This is a genomic window from Blautia sp. MSK17_66, from assembly GCF_020538025.1.
Taxonomy (GTDB): Bacteria; Bacillota; Clostridia; order Lachnospirales; family Lachnospiraceae; genus Blautia_A.
Genome location: NZ_JAJBNQ010000007.1, coordinates 20,386 through 36,540, shown reverse-complemented (window position 1 = coordinate 36,540; position 16,155 = coordinate 20,386). Strand labels below are relative to the sequence as shown.

17 protein-coding genes and 1 tRNA gene are annotated in these 16,155 nt (G+C 42.0%); 14 read left to right on the top strand and 4 right to left on the bottom strand.

Annotation, left to right across the window (positions count from 1 at the left end; translation table 11 throughout):
* Nucleotides 1-16 precede the first annotated feature (16 nt).
* The 5 genes from cysS (at nucleotide 17) to LIR34_RS05080 (ending at nucleotide 3,659) form a co-directional block, all read left to right on the top strand.
* On the top strand, nucleotides 17-1,426 hold the full coding sequence (cysS, locus tag LIR34_RS05100) for a cysteine--tRNA ligase (protein ID WP_173902192.1): 1,410 nt from the start codon (nucleotides 17-19) through the stop codon (nucleotides 1,424-1,426).
* Complete coding sequence (locus LIR34_RS05095; protein WP_161285781.1) at nucleotides 1,411-1,836, top strand: Mini-ribonuclease 3; 426 nt, start codon at nucleotides 1,411-1,413, stop codon at nucleotides 1,834-1,836. Before cysS ends, LIR34_RS05095 begins: the two co-directional genes overlap by 16 nt.
* Nucleotides 1,833-2,576, top strand: coding sequence for a 23S rRNA (guanosine(2251)-2'-O)-methyltransferase RlmB (gene rlmB, locus LIR34_RS05090; RefSeq protein ID WP_173902193.1), 744 nt, complete (start codon nucleotides 1,833-1,835; stop codon nucleotides 2,574-2,576). Before LIR34_RS05095 ends, rlmB begins: the two co-directional genes overlap by 4 nt.
* Nucleotides 2,577-2,592: 16 nt before the next feature.
* A complete protein-coding gene (locus LIR34_RS05085) occupies nucleotides 2,593-3,192 on the top strand; it encodes a sigma-70 family RNA polymerase sigma factor (RefSeq protein ID WP_161285783.1) in 600 nt (199 codons plus the stop codon).
* Nucleotides 3,193-3,293: 101 nt separating this feature from the next.
* A complete protein-coding gene (locus tag LIR34_RS05080) occupies nucleotides 3,294-3,659 on the top strand; it encodes a hypothetical protein (RefSeq protein ID WP_161285784.1) in 366 nt (121 codons plus the stop codon).
* Nucleotides 3,660-3,715: 56 nt separating this feature from the next.
* Here the strand turns inward: LIR34_RS05080 and LIR34_RS05075 are convergent, their stop codons facing one another.
* The gene (locus tag LIR34_RS05075) at nucleotides 3,716-5,383 is read right to left on the bottom strand and encodes a glutamine--tRNA ligase/YqeY domain fusion protein (RefSeq protein WP_173902194.1); all 1,668 of its coding nucleotides are present in this window, start codon (nucleotides 5,381-5,383) and stop codon (nucleotides 3,716-3,718) included.
* 74 nt (nucleotides 5,384-5,457) lie between these two features.
* Nucleotides 5,458-5,530 (bottom strand) — tRNA-Thr (locus tag LIR34_RS05070).
* A gap of 194 nt (nucleotides 5,531-5,724) precedes the next feature.
* Here LIR34_RS05070 and LIR34_RS05065 point away from each other — a divergent pair.
* The 7 genes from LIR34_RS05065 to LIR34_RS05035 all read left to right on the top strand — a co-directional run bounded on the left by LIR34_RS05065 (nucleotide 5,725) and on the right by LIR34_RS05035 (nucleotide 13,877).
* Nucleotides 5,725-6,318 carry a Maf family protein gene (locus tag LIR34_RS05065; protein WP_173902195.1) on the top strand — a complete coding sequence of 198 codons (594 nt, stop codon included), beginning with the start codon at nucleotides 5,725-5,727 and terminating at the stop codon, nucleotides 6,316-6,318.
* A 4-nt stretch (nucleotides 6,319-6,322) separates the two neighbouring features.
* Nucleotides 6,323-7,003: an HAD family hydrolase gene (locus tag LIR34_RS05060; protein WP_173902196.1), complete on the top strand. Its 681-nt coding sequence runs from the start codon at nucleotides 6,323-6,325 to the stop codon at nucleotides 7,001-7,003.
* Entirely contained in the window at nucleotides 6,981-7,808 is an 828-nt protein-coding gene (locus LIR34_RS05055; protein WP_173902197.1) for an HAD family hydrolase, read from the top strand. Before LIR34_RS05060 ends, LIR34_RS05055 begins: the two co-directional genes overlap by 23 nt.
* The gene (locus LIR34_RS05050; protein WP_161285790.1) at nucleotides 7,787-8,044 is read left to right on the top strand and encodes a glyoxalase; all 258 of its coding nucleotides are present in this window, start codon (nucleotides 7,787-7,789) and stop codon (nucleotides 8,042-8,044) included. Before LIR34_RS05055 ends, LIR34_RS05050 begins: the two co-directional genes overlap by 22 nt.
* Before the next feature lie 239 nt (nucleotides 8,045-8,283).
* A complete protein-coding gene (locus LIR34_RS05045; protein ID WP_244092217.1) occupies nucleotides 8,284-11,040 on the top strand; it encodes a hypothetical protein in 2,757 nt (918 codons plus the stop codon).
* A gap of 128 nt (nucleotides 11,041-11,168) precedes the next feature.
* Nucleotides 11,169-13,220: a molecular chaperone HtpG gene (gene htpG, locus LIR34_RS05040; protein WP_173902198.1), complete on the top strand. Its 2,052-nt coding sequence runs from the start codon at nucleotides 11,169-11,171 to the stop codon at nucleotides 13,218-13,220.
* A gap of 273 nt (nucleotides 13,221-13,493) precedes the next feature.
* Nucleotides 13,494-13,877 (top strand): sporulation initiation factor Spo0A C-terminal domain-containing protein, encoded by a 384-nt coding sequence (locus tag LIR34_RS05035; protein ID WP_161285792.1) that lies wholly within the window; start codon nucleotides 13,494-13,496, stop codon nucleotides 13,875-13,877.
* Here the strand turns inward: LIR34_RS05035 and LIR34_RS05030 are convergent.
* On the bottom strand, nucleotides 13,853-14,356 hold the full coding sequence (locus LIR34_RS05030; RefSeq protein ID WP_161285793.1) for a DUF5721 family protein: 504 nt from the start codon (nucleotides 14,354-14,356) through the stop codon (nucleotides 13,853-13,855). The two genes, LIR34_RS05035 and LIR34_RS05030, sit on opposite strands and share 25 nt — an antisense overlap.
* 155 nt (nucleotides 14,357-14,511) lie before the next feature.
* On the opposite strand from LIR34_RS05030, the gene LIR34_RS05025 reads away from it, so the two are divergent.
* Nucleotides 14,512-15,351: a DegV family protein gene (locus tag LIR34_RS05025; protein WP_173902199.1), complete on the top strand. Its 840-nt coding sequence runs from the start codon at nucleotides 14,512-14,514 to the stop codon at nucleotides 15,349-15,351.
* Between the two features lie 83 nt (nucleotides 15,352-15,434).
* Complete coding sequence (locus LIR34_RS05020; protein WP_161285795.1) at nucleotides 15,435-15,686, top strand: hypothetical protein; 252 nt, start codon at nucleotides 15,435-15,437, stop codon at nucleotides 15,684-15,686.
* A gap of 96 nt (nucleotides 15,687-15,782) precedes the next feature.
* On the opposite strand, the gene LIR34_RS05015 is transcribed toward LIR34_RS05020, so the two are convergent.
* Nucleotides 15,783-15,983 (bottom strand): cold-shock protein, encoded by a 201-nt coding sequence (locus LIR34_RS05015; RefSeq protein WP_005425201.1) that lies wholly within the window; start codon nucleotides 15,981-15,983, stop codon nucleotides 15,783-15,785.
* Nucleotides 15,984-16,155 lie beyond the last annotated feature (172 nt).

The window sequence follows — 16,155 nt, the reverse complement described above, 5'->3', positions numbered from 1 at the left end:
ACTGGAGGAAAGAGACATGAGACTTTTTAATACAATGTCACGTAAAAAAGAAGAATTTGTACCGCTGGAAGAGGGAAAGGTGCGCATGTATGTGTGCGGACCTACGGTATATAATCTGATCCATATCGGAAATGCAAGACCGATGATCATTTTTGACACTGTTCGCCGTTATCTGGAATACAAAGGCTATGATGTCAATTATGTTTCAAATTTTACAGATGTAGATGACAAGATCATCAAGAAAGCAAATGAAGAAGGAGTAAGTCCGGAAGAGATTTCACAGCGTTATATTGCAGAGTGTAAGAAAGATATGGCAGGCATGAATGTGAAGCCAGCTACCACACATCCTCTTGCAACACAGGAAATCGATGGAATGATCGATATGATCCAGACCCTGATTGACAAAGGCTATGCATATCCTGTCGCTGATGGGACTGTATATTTCCGTGTAAAGAAATTCAAAGAATACGGCAAACTTTCTCATAAGAATCTTGATGATCTGCAGTCAGGTTTCCGTTCTCTGCAGGTATCCGGTGAGGATCAGAAGGAAGATTCGCTGGATTTTGTACTCTGGAAACCAAAAAAAGAAGGAGAGCCATACTGGAAATCTCCATGGTGTGACGGAAGACCGGGCTGGCATATTGAATGCTCTGTCATGTCAAAGAAATATCTTGGTGAGGAGATTGATATCCATGCAGGTGGAGAGGATCTTGTATTTCCACATCACGAGAATGAAATTGCACAGAGTGAATGCTGCAATGGAGTTCCTTTTGCAAAATATTGGATGCACAATGCATTTCTGAACATTGATAACCGTAAAATGTCAAAATCTCTTGGAAATTTCCGCACAGTTCGAGAAATCGGTGAGAAATATGATCTGCAGGTTCTCCGCTTTTTCATGCTGAACGCACACTACAGAAGCCCGCTCAATTTCAGTGCAGATCTGATGGAATCTTCCAGAAATGCTCTGGAGAGAATCACAGAAGCAGCAGCAAGACTTCGCGACCGCAAGGCAGCAGCTGCTGCTCAGGAAGCAGCAGAAGAAGAACGAAAGCTGATGCAGGAAGAGGAAGCTTTTGTGACCAAGTTCGAAGAAGCTATGGATGATGATTTTAATACAGCAGACGCACTGGCAGCAGTTTTTGAACTTGTTAAATTTGCGAATACCAATGTGCAGGAGGGAAGCTCAGCAGAATTTGCAGCATATACTCTGGAAGTGATGACCAAACTCTGTGATGTTCTCGGATTGACTCTTGAGAAAAAAGAAGAAATTCTTGATGAAGAAATTGAAAACCTGATCGCTGAACGTCAGAATGCAAGAAAAGCAAAAGACTTTGCCAGAGCAGATGAGATTCGAGGACTGCTTCTTGAAAAAGGTATCGAACTGAAGGATACTCGTGAGGGTGTAAAATGGAAACGAATCTGATGCAGCTTGAAGAACAGTTTCATTTAAAACAGCAGGATCTGCGGAGCTATTCTCCACTGACCTTGGCATATATCGGTGATGGGATTTATGAACTGATCATTCGCACGATTCTTGTAAAGAAGGGTAATTGTCCGGTTAATCAGCTTCACAAAAAGGCAAGTGCACTGGTAAAGGCCGCTTCACAGTCAGCGATCATGGAAGTGATCGAGGAGAAACTGACCCAGGAAGAACATGATATTTATCGCAGAGGCCGTAATGCACATTCACCTACCATGGCAAAGCATGCCACTATGGCAGATTACCGAAGAGCAACAGGGTTTGAGGCGTTGATGGGATATTTATATTTAAAAGAAGATTACACACGGATGATCGAACTGATCCGTATGGGAATCGGAGAGGACAGATTATGAGTGAACAGATTGAAGGCCGCAATGCGGTTCTGGAAGCCTTTCGTTCAGGCAAGTGCGTAGATAAACTTTTTATCCTGGATGGTTGTCAGGATGGACCGGTACGCACAATCGCGAGAGAAGCACGCAAAAAAGACACGATCATTAATTATGTATCGAAGGAAAGACTGGATCAGCTCAGCGAAACCAGAGCACACCAGGGAGTGATAGCCCAGGTTGCTGCATATGAGTACAGCACAGTGGAGGATATTCTTGAGAAGGCAGAAGAAAAGGGCGAACCGCCATTCCTGATCCTTCTGGACAATGTGGAAGACCCTCATAATCTTGGGGCGATCATCCGTACTGCAAATCTGGCGGGAGCACATGGTGTTATCATCCCGAAGAGAAGAGCTGTCGGTCTAACATCCATAGTTGCCAAAACATCAGCAGGGGCAATTAATTATACTCCGGTTGCCAAAGTAACGAATCTGGTACGTACTATGGAGGAACTCAAAGAAAAAGGAATCTGGTTTGTCTGTGCCGATATGGGCGGAGAAAGTATGTACCGTATGAATCTGACAGGACCGATCGGACTTGTGATCGGAAATGAGGGAGAGGGAGTCAGTCGTCTGGTGAAGGAAGCATGTGATTTTACTGCATCGATTCCGATGAAGGGGGATATCGATTCCCTGAATGCGTCTGTTGCAGCTGGCGTTCTTGCCTATGAGATCGTAAGACAGCGTCTTGCATCAGAAAGCAAATAAGAAATGGAGTTTCTTTATGTGCCGGTATGCGAAATGCACAGATGAAGAATTGATTGCCAGACTCAGGTCCGGTGAGGCAGAAATATCAGATTATCTGATGGAAAAATATAAAGGATTTGTTCGCAAGAAAGCAAGAACCATGTTTTTGATCGGTGGAGAAACGGATGATCTGATACAGGAGGGAATGATTGGACTTTTCAAGGCTGTCCAGAGTTATCAGCCAGATAAGGAAGCGTCATTTCAGACTTTTGCGGGGATGTGCATTGACAGACAGCTTTATAGTGCTGTCCAGAATTCAAACAGACAGAAGCATAAACCATTGAATTCCTATATTTCGCTTAGCGAAGAGCAGGAATCAAATGAACTGGAGGCTTCATGGTGGGAAAATCCCGAAAACATTATCATTGATCAGGAAAGTGTCAAGAATCTTGAACAGGAAATCCGCAGGGTACTAAGTCCGATGGAAAATCGCGTTTTGGAATATTATCTGAAGGGCTATGGTTATGTCCGGATTGCAGAAATGATGGGAAAAACACCGAAATCCATTGACAATGCATTGCAGAGGATACGAGGCAAGATTCGAAATTTTTCACTTTCCTTTTGGGATAAACAATAGTATAATTATTCTAATCTTTATGACAAAGAACAAACTGTGAACAGAGCGAACAGTAACAACAAACTGACTGAAAGCCAGAGAAATGAAAGGAGCAGAGTATTATGGCAAAATTAAACAAATATTGGGGATTTGTTGCAGTTGGAGCAGCTGCGGCCGTAGCTGCAGGAGCAGTGGCAGCACTGGTTTTGAAGAAAAAACCGCTCGATGATTTCGAAGACGATTTTGATGATGATTTCGAAGATGACTGCGAAGAAGAGAAAGAGCAGGAAGAAGACAAGAAAGAAACCAGCGAATCATTTAAAGCCTGGGAAGAAAACGAAGAGGCGGTTGATGAATCTGTCGAGAAAGAAGCGGAAGAAGCAGAGGCAGAGAAAGCAGTCGAAGATGAAATAAAAGAAGAGGTTCAGGAAACTGAGGAAACAGAAGAAACAACAGAAGAAGCAGAAACTCCTGAGACAGAAGCGTAATCGATAAATATGATAAAAAATACCCTGCCGGATTACCGGCAGGGTATTTTTGAGATTCAGGCTTTTGGAAGTCTGAATGAACTTTTGAGAGATACGATACGATTAAATACCGGTTCGCCTTCCTTAGAATCATGAATATCAGCACAGAAGAAACCGTTTCTTACAAACTGGAAGCTGTCATATCCTTTTGCTTCCATAAGTGCTGGTTCTACATAAGCAGTTACGGTGGTCAGGGAGTTTGGATTTACATTCAGAGAACCATCTTCCTTGTTGTAAACACCCTTTTCTTCATCTACGATATTTTCATAGAGACGAACAGTTGCCTTTCCTGCATTGGAGGCTTCTACCCAGTGGATAGTTCCCTTGACTTTACGTCCGTCCGGAGCGTTTCCTCCTTTGGTTTCCGGATCGTAGGTGCAGTGTACAACACGTACAGTGCCGTCATCGTCTGCCTCGAATCCTGTACAGGTAACGAAATAAGCGTTCATCAGACGAACCTCAGCATCTACAAAAAGCCTCTTATATTTACGCGGCGGATCGATCATGAAGTCATCACGCTCAATGTATAATTCTCTGCTGAATGGAATCTTACGAGTTCCAAGAGCCTCATTTTCCATATTGTTTGGAGCTTCCAGGTATTCTACCTGTCCTTCTGGATAGTTGTCGATCACAAGCTTGATCGGATCAAGAACTGCCATCATACGAGGACGTTTCAGCTTAAGATCCTCACGGATACAGTACTCCAGCATAGCGTAATCAACAGAACTGTTGGCTTTGGAAACACCGCAGAGATCAACAAACATTTTGATGGATTCCGGAGTAAAACCTCTTCTTCGAAGAGCAGCGATGGAAACAAGACGAGGATCATCCCAGCCGTCAACAATACCATCCTCGACAAGCTTTTTGATGTAACGCTTTCCGGTAACAACGTTTGTGAGGTATAATTTTGCAAATTCAATCTGTTTTGGTGGCTGAGGATATTCCAGCTCTCTTACAACCCAGTCATAAAGCGGTCTGTGGTCTTCGAATTCCAGTGTACAGATAGAATGTGTGATGCCCTCGATAGCATCCTCGATCGGGTGGGCAAAATCATACATTGGATAGATGCACCAGGTATCACCGGTTCTGTGATGTGTCATATGGGCAACTCGATAAATAACCGGGTCACGCATATTCATGTTAGGAGATGCCATATCGATTTTGGCACGGAGGACTTTTTCTCCGTCCTGATATTTGCCGTCTTTCATTTCTTCAAAAAGCTGAAGGTTCTCTTCGACGCTGCGGCTGCGGTATGGGCTTTCCTTGCCTGGTTCAGTAAGAGTACCACGGTATTCACGAATCTGATCAGCAGTCAGATCACAGACATAAGCCTTACCTTTCTTGATCAGTTTGATGGCAGCTTCATACATCTGTGGAAAATAATCAGATGCGAAGAAAAGTCTGTCCTCCCAGTCGGCACCAAGCCATTTGATGTCAGCTTTGATAGATTCTACAAATTCGCTTTTTTCCTTGGTAGGGTTGGTGTCGTCGAAACGCATATTAAATTTGCCGTTGTATTCTTTAGCAAGTCCATAGTTCAAAAGAATGGATTTAGCATGTCCGATATGGAGGTACCCGTTAGGTTCCGGTGGGAAACGGGTGTGTACGGTATCATATACACCTTCGGCCAGATCTTTGTCAATGATGTTCTCAATAAAATTTTTGGAAACAGTTTCGTTCTCCATCTCTGTCCCTCCTGAGTAATTCTGTTTGATCTTTTTTGATAGAAAAAAAACCCTTGAATCACTCAAGGGTTGAAAGCTGATGACGGGAATCGAACCCGTGACCTCCGCCTTACCAAGGCGACGCTCTACCGACTGAGCCACATCAGCAATTACTTCATAAAGCGGTTAACTGCCGCTCACAGTTGATAATATTAGCAGAAGTAGAGATTGTTGTCAACACTTTATTTTGACTTTTTTTAATCTTTTTTGGAAAAGAGTTTTTGCTATTTTGATAGTTGCCAGTTTGGTGGGGAGAGGGTATACTGAAACAGAAGAAAATGATATATAAGGAAGATATATACATGAAGAAAATCATACTTGCTTCGGCATCGCCAAGGAGAAGAGAACTTCTGGCAAATGTCGGTGTGATCTTTCAGGTATGCCCTGGAAACAGCGAAGAGAGGATCACAAAGGAAATACCGGAAGAAATCGTAGAGGAATTGTCATTACAGAAGGCAATGGCAGTTGCGTCAAAATTTGATATGGAAGATGGAACGATTATTCTGGGTGCAGATACGATAGTGTCTTTTGATGGGAAAATTCTTGGAAAACCCAGGAATGAAGAAGAAGCAGTCAATACACTGATGATGCTTCAGGGAAATACACATCAGGTCTACACTGGTGTGACCGTCATGGAACAGAGGGAGAATTCGTCCTGGAAGACGCTCACTTTTGCAGAATGCACAGATGTTTCTTTTTATCCTGTATCTGAAGAGGAGATTCGGGCATATGTGGCTACAGGGGAGCCAATGGACAAGGCTGGAAGTTATGGTATCCAGGGAGCATTTGGCGCATATGTAAGAGGCATCAGAGGTGACTATACAAATGTGGTAGGACTTCCGGTAGGAAGACTGTTTTACGAAGCAAAAGAACATGGAATAGAATTACGAGGATAGAATCATGATAAAGGCATGTATTTTTGATCTGGACGGCACTCTTGCCAATACACTGGACTCTATGGCATATGTTGCAAATGAGATCCTGAGAGATATGGGACTTAAAGAACAGCCGACAGAAAACTTTAAATATTACAGTGGCGAAGGGGCGGATATGCTTGTGCGCCGATGTCTCAGAGACGCCGGAGACCCTGAGCTTACTCGTTTTGAAGAATGCAGAGAACTTTACAGAAAGAAGTTTGATGAAGATCCCTTATATAAAGTGGTTCCGTATGAAGGAATTATGGAACTTCTGCATGCATTGAGAGCGGCAGGTGTGAAACTGGCAGTGTGTACCAATAAACCGCATATAGCAGCAGTTAAAGTCATTGACAAAATGTTTACAGGATGCTTTGATCTGGTGATCGGACAGAGTGACGCGATCCGCAGGAAACCGGCTCCGGACGGCCCTCTTAAAGCAGCAGCAGAATTTGATGCCTTACCGGAAGAATGCATGTATATCGGAGATACAAAAACAGATATGGAAACAGGTACAGCAGCTGGTATGCATACAATAGGTGCATTATGGGGGTTCAGAGACAGGGAAGAACTTGAAAGCAGCGGTGCTGAGATTGTGGCAGAGAAGCCTGAGAATTTACTGAAGATATACGAGGAACTAAATTATGATAAAACTGGTTGCAAGTGATCTGGATGGGACACTGCTTCTGAATGGAGCGCAGAGCCTTCCAGAGGAACTTTTTCCTTTAATAAAGAAATTAAAAGAACTTGGTATTTTATTTGTGGCAGCAAGTGGAAGGCAGTATGCAAATATGAAGCGTTTGTTTGAACCTGTGGCAGATGAGATGGCTTTTATCAGCGAAAACGGAGGCTTGGCTGTCCAGAATGAGAAGGTGCTCTACCAGGATAGTTTTCCACCGGCACTGGTAAAAGAACTTGTAGAAGTAATCTATGACAGAAAGGGAGCGGAATTCACCTGCTCCACGAAAGACTTCTATTATATCCGTCCAAAGACAGCGCATTACAGAGATTTAATGCTGAATGTGGTCAAAAACAACTGCAGAGATATCGAGAGCTTTGATGAGATCAAAGAGCCATGCATGAAAGTGGCCGTATATGAAAGAGAAGGAATTCAGGAAGAGTCTATCCGTTACTGGCGAGAACGCTTTGGAGATAAGTGTACAGTAGTGACATCGGGATTTGCCTGGGTAGATTTTGTTCCGTTTGAGACGAACAAAGCAAGAGGTCTTAAGGAGTATCAGAAGCGTTTTGGCATAAAACCAGAAGAGTGTGTTGTATTCGGTGATGAATATAATGATATAGCAATGCTGGAATCGGTACCGTACAGCTTTGCCATGGCTCATGCGAAGCCAGGTGTCAAGAGGGCGGCTGCCTATCAGACAGAACGAGTAGAGCTGATCCTGGAGAAACTGATCCGGGCAGGAGGAAATATGGAGGAGGTATTGAGAGAATGTATACAAAAGAAAGCATAGAAACATTTCTGCAAAATCAGGGACGGCTTTTTGATGAAGAAGTCGCAGCTTCTTATGAAGAGGCAGAGGAATTTCTGGAAGATTGTATGGCAATGGAATTAAAAACATTAAAGGAAGTTCGTGCGTATTTTGATGAGTCAGGGGCGGATATAAGCGGAATGACAGACGAGGAACTGGAAGATGCAAGTGAGGTGTTTAGGCTTCCTTCAGGTGGATATCTTGTAGTAGAAGGATAGAATGAAACTCTGAGACAGTTCCATGAAGAATAAAGAACAGACAAGAAAAAGAACTCCATTCATTTGGCGAAAGAAAGCCTTAAAGAATGGAGTTCTTTTGTGCTTTATGTAAAATAGAGATTACATGATATTGTTGTATCATGCTATAATGACGATACAGGAAGAGAAAAACACAGTAATATTGCGTGCGTGGCATGAGTGAGTTATGATGAAAAATATAATCCAAAAGGAGGAAGATTATGAGCAGAAGGAGATTTCTTGCGATTATTATGTCTGTGTTTATGATATTATCGCTGCTTCCGGCGACAGTATTTGCAGAGACATCCAAGGCACTGGACGGACAGTTAAAAATCCAGGGTCTGGCAGCAGCAGGAACCGTACTGAGTGCTGATTTGAAGGGGATAAAAACAGAGGGAGTAACAGAGGACAGTGTCAGTTATGAATGGTTCCGTAAGACACCAGAGGATGAGAAAAAAGAACAGCAGGGTGAAAAACCGGAACTGAAACAGCTTGGTAAAGAAAAGACATATACAATAGTAAAAGACGATGTGGATTCAAAGATTGTTCTTACGATTACCGGACTGGAAGACAAGGGATTCAGTGGCAGCCTGACGGCAACTACGGCAACTGTCGCAGAAACGGTAGAAGCGGCAGAACAGAATCAGACGAAGACAGAATTGAATACTGAGGATATGGGGGAGAATGAGTCCCAGGATGCAAACGCATCCGAGGAAACATCAGAAGAAACACTGGAAATCCCTGAAGCAAAGGAAGAGGATGAAGCGGGATCCGAATCTGTGGATGGAATTCCGGCAGCAACGGAAGATACAGAGACATCACAGCCGGAACAGTATGAACAAAATACAGAAGAAGAGCCAAGTTTAAATGAATATCAGGAGGAACTTTATCCAGAGGAAAGCAACGAAAGTTCAGAAGATGTAGAAAATGCGGCAGATAATGAACAGACTTCCGGTGATGCAGGAAGTTCTTCTGTGGAGGGAATCCCGGCAGCAACGGAAGATGGAACCTATGGAGAGGGAGATTCCATTCCGGAAGATACAGACGAGAAAGCCTATCAGGCAGAAGCAGAAGTCGGAGATGGAAGCAGTGATGTTCTGAACTTTGGAAATGTTGTTCCGGGGCAGGAGGATGAACTGGCACAGTATATTACGATCAAGAACACAGGAACAGAAACACTGAATTTTGTGGGAATCAGTCCGGAACATTTTGCAGTACAGGATATTACAGAACCATTGGAGGCCGGACAGAGTGTGCAGGTATGGATTGCACCGAGAGTAGGAACACAGTCTGGTACTTACGATGATACAATCACCTATCAGACAGAGGAGGGGGCAGAAGCCTCTTTTCAAGCACAGATGACCATCACAGAAGAGGGGGCAGAAAACACACCGACACAGGCACCGGAGAACACACCAACGCCGGAACCGACACAGATACCGGAAGATACACCGACGCCGGAACCGACACAGGTACCGGAAGACACACCGACGCCGGAACCGACACAGATACCGGAAGACACACCGACGCCGGAACCAACACAGGTACCCCTGGAGAGTAAGGTTCGTTCTGATATGGCTGAAGCGGATTTTGGAAGCGTGGTAGAGGGTTATACAGAGGCACCGCAGGCAAAGACCGCAACGTTGACGAATGAAGGTAATGCAGATGCAGTTCTGTCAGATGTTTTTAGTGATCAGGGGGAAATTCGATATTTTGATGTTTCCTTATCATCGCAGCAGATATCTGCAAATGGCGGTATAGCTGCATTCTCAGTACGTCCGAAGAATAACCTGTCAGCAGGTACTTATACAGAGTCGTTTACAATCACAGATACCACTTCCGGACAGAATATTGTGCTCACAGCATCTGTCACGGTTGATACAGCAAAGCACAGTCTTGGAATTTCAACAGATACACTTGATTTTGCAAGTGCCAAAAAGGGGTACAACGGAATTGGCGGACAGCAGGTCACAGTGACGAATAATGGCAATGTGACGGAAACGCTCATTCAGCCGACTGCAAAATATTTTACAGTAACAGCCTCTTCTGCACTGACTATCCAGCCAGGGGAAACAGCAGTATTTACAGTAACACCAACATCTGGCCTTGATGTGAACAGTTATCAGGAAACGATAAAAATTTCTTCAGAGGCGACAGAAACTGCTTTCGATGCATATTTTCAGGTACTTAAAGGAACAGTTTCTCTTACAAAGATCCAGAATCCATCAGATATCAGTGGAATTGCAAACGGTACAGCAAAAGACGCACAGAAATTGCAGCTGCCTTCCGTTGTAGTAATTGAAACCACTGGAGGAAAGGCAAAGGCGAAGGTTGCCTGGGATGTTCAGAACTGTTCCTATAAGGTTTCTGATACAGCAGCACAGAGTTTTACAGTGAAAGGAGCAGTGACACTTCCAGATGGAGTGGACAATGATAATAAGGTGGAACTGGCGGCTTATGTCAAAGTCAATGTAGAAGCCTATGCACCTAAGAAAGCTTCAGCAGATGACAACAAGATCACAGGAATTGAGCATAATGGCGTTTATACAACACAGTCCAAAATATCTTTTACAGCAGTGGGAGCAGGAATGGATAACAGCTCACCTAAGAAGGGGGATATCCGTTATATTCCGCTGAACTGGACTGTTATTAATACAAATACATGGGACGAAGCACCGTATACCGCCTGCTTTGGATTAGCCAAAAGCGGAGATTATACATTGAAGGTTGTTTTTCAGCAGCAGCAGTATAATGGAGAAAGCTGGAAAAATACGGATGCACAGGATACCAAACAGGTGGCATTCAGTATTACCAAAGCAAAGGTTACTGCACCGGGAACAAATGTAACGCCGACTGCAAATCAGAAAAAATCAGTGCGGACAAATGATGCTACAGTGATTCTGCCCTTTGTCATTGTATTACTCATTGCAGTTGGAGCAATCTGCGGTATAATCTATTATAAAAAGAAAAAGAAATAAGAAACGATATAAATACTGATTTGTTAGCACTCATTTTAAATGAGTGCTAATTTTTTCTTGACTTTTATAAAAAATGGTATTAGTATATATAAAAATGAAATCAAAAGAAACAAAGGAGCGTGTTTTTTATGGCAGCAAAACATGGAAATTTGTCAATCAACAGTGAAAATATTTTTCCTATAATAAAAAAGTGGCTGTATTCAGACCATGATATTTTTGTAAGAGAACTGGTGTCCAACGGATGCGACGCGATCACCAAACTTAAGAAGCTGGAAGTAATGGGAGAGTATACATTCCCGGATGATTATAAGCCAGCAGTACAGGTAGTGGTGGATCCAGATGCCAAAACCCTGAAATTCATTGATAATGGTATCGGTATGACAGGTGATGAAGTGGAGGAATATATCACACAGATCGCTTTTTCCGGTGCAACAGAGTTTCTTGAGAAATATAAGGACAAAACTACAGATGATCAGATGATCGGACACTTTGGACTGGGATTCTATTCTGCATTTATGGTTGCAGATGAAGTGCATATTGATACACTTTCTTACAAGGATGGAGCAACAGCTGTACACTGGACCTGTGATGGCGGAACAGAGTACGATATGCAGGATGGTGACAGAACAGTACCAGGAACAGAAATTACTTTATTCCTGAATGAAGAAAGCCTGGAGTTCTGTAATGAATATCGTATGCGCGAAGTGATTGAGAAATACTGTTCTTTCATGCCGGTAAATATTTATCTCTCCAAGGCAAATGCAGAACAGGAATATGAGACGATCGATGAATCAGAACTTCGTGATGATGATGTGGTTGTAGAGCATATTCATGAAGAAGCCAAAACCGAAGAGAAAGAAAATGAAAACGGTGAGAAGGAAGTTGTAGAAGTTTCTCCTGCAAAGGATAAGGTTAAGATCAATAAGCGTCCGGTATCTTTAAGCGATCCTAATCCATTGTGGATGAGACATCCGAATGAATGCACAGATGAGGATTACAAGGAATTCTATCGTAAAGTATTTATGGATTACAAGGAGCCTCTGTTCTGGATTCATCTGAATATGGATTATCCATTTAATCTGAAAGGTATCCTGTACTTCCCGAAGATCAACACAGAGTATGACTCCATTGAGGGAACCATCAAGCTGTATAACAATCAGGTATTTATTGCGGATAACATCAAGGAGGTAATTCCGGAATTCCTGCTCCTTCTTAAAGGTGTGATCGATTGCCCGGATCTTCCACTGAACGTATCCAGAAGTGCTCTGCAGAATGATGGATTTGTCCAGAAAATTTCAGAGTATATTTCCAAAAAAGTTGCCGACAAGCTGACAGGTATGTGCAAGACTGACCGGGAATCCTATGAGAAATACTGGGATGACATCAGTCCGTTTATCAAATTCGGCTGCATCAAAGATGGTAAGTTTGCAGAAAAACTGCATGACTATATTCTGTTCAAGGACCTCGACAATAAATATATGACTCTGAAAGACTGTATTGAACAGAATAAAAAAGAAGAGCCAGAAGAAACTGCCGAAGCAAAAGATACAGAGACAGAGAAAACTGATGAGGATAAAGAACCGGAAAAGACCACTATTTTCTATGTGACAGATCCGGTGCAGCAGAGCCAGTACATCAATATGTTTAAGGAGGCAGGAAAGAATGCTGTGATCCTGTCACACAATATTGATACTGCATTTATCTCACATCTTGAGCAGAAAGATCAGACCATTCAGTTTAAGAGAATTGATGCTGATCTTACAGAAGAACTCAAAGGTGACGGAGCAGCAGATGAAGAGACTGCCAAGACCCTGACAGAACTGTTTCGTAAGAGCCTGAACAAGGATAAACTGGAAGTTAAGGTGGAGAACCTTAAGAATGAATCCGTAGCAGCAATGATGACACTTTCTGAGGAAAGCCGTCGTATGCAGGATATGATGAAAATGTATAATATGTATGGAATGGATCCATCTATGTTTGGTGGACAGGAAACACTCGTACTGAATGCAAATCATCCTCTGGTGCAGTTCCTTGGCAAGAATCAGGAATCTGAGCATGCAGCAGTGATCTGTGAACAGCTGTATGATCTGGCTATGCTCAGTCATAAACAACTTTCACCGGATGAAATGACAAAATTTGTTAAGAGAAGCAATGAGATTCTGATGATGATTGCAAAATAAGAGCGTCACGGAGATTAAGTGAGGATATTTACAGGATTCCCGGATATGGAAAATAATAAAATCCATATTCGGGAATCTTTTTGCTTTATATGATTGACAAATGGTGTAAAAATTTTTATTCTATTTCTGTGTGGTGATATTGTTTTGTCGAAAAATCGAGATATTTTTCCGGAAATGTATTCTTTTATCGAGGAAGGACTATTTTGCTAGGAAAACAGAAAAGAAGCAAAATATGTCGTATAATATTGAAAATGAAAAGCGGAGGGAAAAGGTATGAGAAACGTATATCGATTGATACGGCAATTAGGTGTAACTTCCAAATATAAGGGATACTATTATGTCGCGGAAGCTGTAAGGATGTTTATGGAGATTCAGGATCATCCCATTAAAATTACAAAAGACATATATCCATCTCTGGCAAAACAGTTCAAGTCGACCTCAGTAAATGTAGAACATGATATCAGAACGGTAATCAATGTCTGTTGGGAATCAAATAAAGAAGCTATGGATGAGATTGCGGGTTATCCGCTGCGATATAAGCCGACAAACAGCGAATTTATTGATATGATGGCATACTATCTGGCCCAGATCGAAATAGAAACGACAGACTCTGACAGGATGCCCTATTTAGATTACAGTATGGTAAAATCAATCTGATGATACCTGAAAAAATCTAATACAGCGTTATCCCATGTGGTTTCAGATGTTTTATCAAGGGTAAAGACCTGAGAAAAAATGCCGGTTGTGCAAAGAAGTTCATTATTTTTGAACTGAATATTTAAAAACAGATCTGATAGTTCGCTGTCGGAAAAAGAAAAAATATTATTTGCAGGCAGGATATTTATCTGAGACGGAGAAAGGCGCATGATAAATTTAAACTGAAGAGGAGGAAGCTTCCCGCGGATAATGGAGTAGCAGTATGCTTTTACATCACCCCAGGAAGAATAGATGATCTTGTCCGCGGATAATTGCTGTTCAGTATCTGTATCAAAAAAATCCATATGCAGTTTTCCGTCTATATGAAACTGATTAAAGGTTGTAATAGATGCCTCGACAAGTGAAAAAACATGAAAGGCATCTCCGATCAGTAACTTGTGCATAAAAGTTTTGGTGGTGTTGATTTTGAGTGCAAGCATTTAAAATCTCCTTCATATTTGCTGTTTCTTCTATTATAGAACAGAACCGAAAAAAAGAATATAGTTTTTACAAAAACTCTTTTCAAACAATGGTCTATATGTTAATATAGATGTGGTATTCGAAACTACATATTACGGGAAAGAGGACGATATAATTGAGCTATAAGATTATTATAGATAGTTGCGGTGAATTGTTAGACGAATGGAAGAAAGACGAACATTTTGAATCAGTAGCGCTTACTTTGAACGTGGGTGGAGAGAATATTATAGATGATGAGACTTTTGATCAGGCTGATTTTCTGAAGAAGGTGGCTGCTTCTCCGGAGTGCCCGAAATCAGCATGCCCCTCTCCGGAACGATATATGAAGGCGTTTGACTGTGACGCAGATCATATTTATGCAGTAACGCTTTCGGCAGAACTTAGTGGATCTTATAACAGTGCTGTGCTGGGAAGAAATCTTCTCGAGGAAGAAAAGCCGGGCAGAAAGATCCATATTTTTAATTCGAAATCGGCATCTATAGGGCAGACATTGATTGGAATGAAAATCCAGGAATGCGAGGAAGCGGGATATTCCTTTGAGAAAGTAATCGAAACAGTTGATGAATATATTGCCGGACAGCATACGTTTTTTGTTCTTGATAATCTGGAGACTCTTCGTAAGAACGGACGCCTGAGTAAAGTGAAGGCTCTTGTTGCAAGTGCATTAAAGATCAAACCGGTTATGGGCTCTACAGATGAGGGGAATATCTGCCAGCTGGATCAGGCACGTGGCATTAACAAAGCACTGGTAAAAATGGCAGGACAGATTGCAGAGAAGACACAGAACAGTGAAGAGAAAGTACTTGCAATTTCACATTGCAACTGTCATGAGAGAGCAATACTTCTGAAGAATGCACTTCAGGAAAAAATGCCGCTTAAGAATATTGTGGTTCTTGATACTGCCGGAGTGAGCAGTATGTATGCAAACGACGGTGGCGTGATCGTTGCGGTATAGGCCAGAAAGGTACTTCACTTTTGTACTTCTCTGTGATATAATGCAAGAAGTATGAGCTTATATGCAGCAAAGGAGATTCGCAGATGAGTCAGAAAAAAGTAGACAGTTATAAAGCTGGCAAGAATAATCGCAGCAGAACAGCCAAAAAGGAAAAACTGATCGACAGATTAGAGATTCTTGCGTGGGTAATGATTTGTGTTGCCATGGTTGCATGGATCGGATATTCCGCCTATGCAAAAGTAACTGCAAAGGAAGCTTCTATCGTGAAGGAAACCGTTGTAGATACCAGTGCGATTGATAATTATGTATCCGGGCTTTCTGCCGATACACAATAAGCTAAGCTAAATAAGTGAGAATAATAAAAACCCCCGGCTGTTTCAGCCAGGGGTTTTTATTTAATGGTTTATGAAACCTGAAGTATCGGATGTTAATTATAATTTTGTAACGTTAGCAGCCTGCATTCCGCGAGCGCCTTCTGTTAAATCATAAGTTACTGCCTGTCCTTCGTCTAAGGATTTGAATCCTTCGCCATTGATTGCAGAGAAGTGTACGAATACGTCAGCTCCATCCTCTCCTGTGATGAAACCATAGCCTTTTTCTGCGTTGAACCATTTTACAGTTCCCTTGTTCATGATGTTACCTCCATAAAAAATAAAAAGTTAAAAGCCCATCTGACGACAAAAATCACCAGATTTTACAGACTATATTAATAATATATAATCTCTAAAAACTAGTGATTTTACATTAAGAATCTATCGGTCTATGCCATGAATTATATATCCCGTGGATAAAATTGTCAAGGTT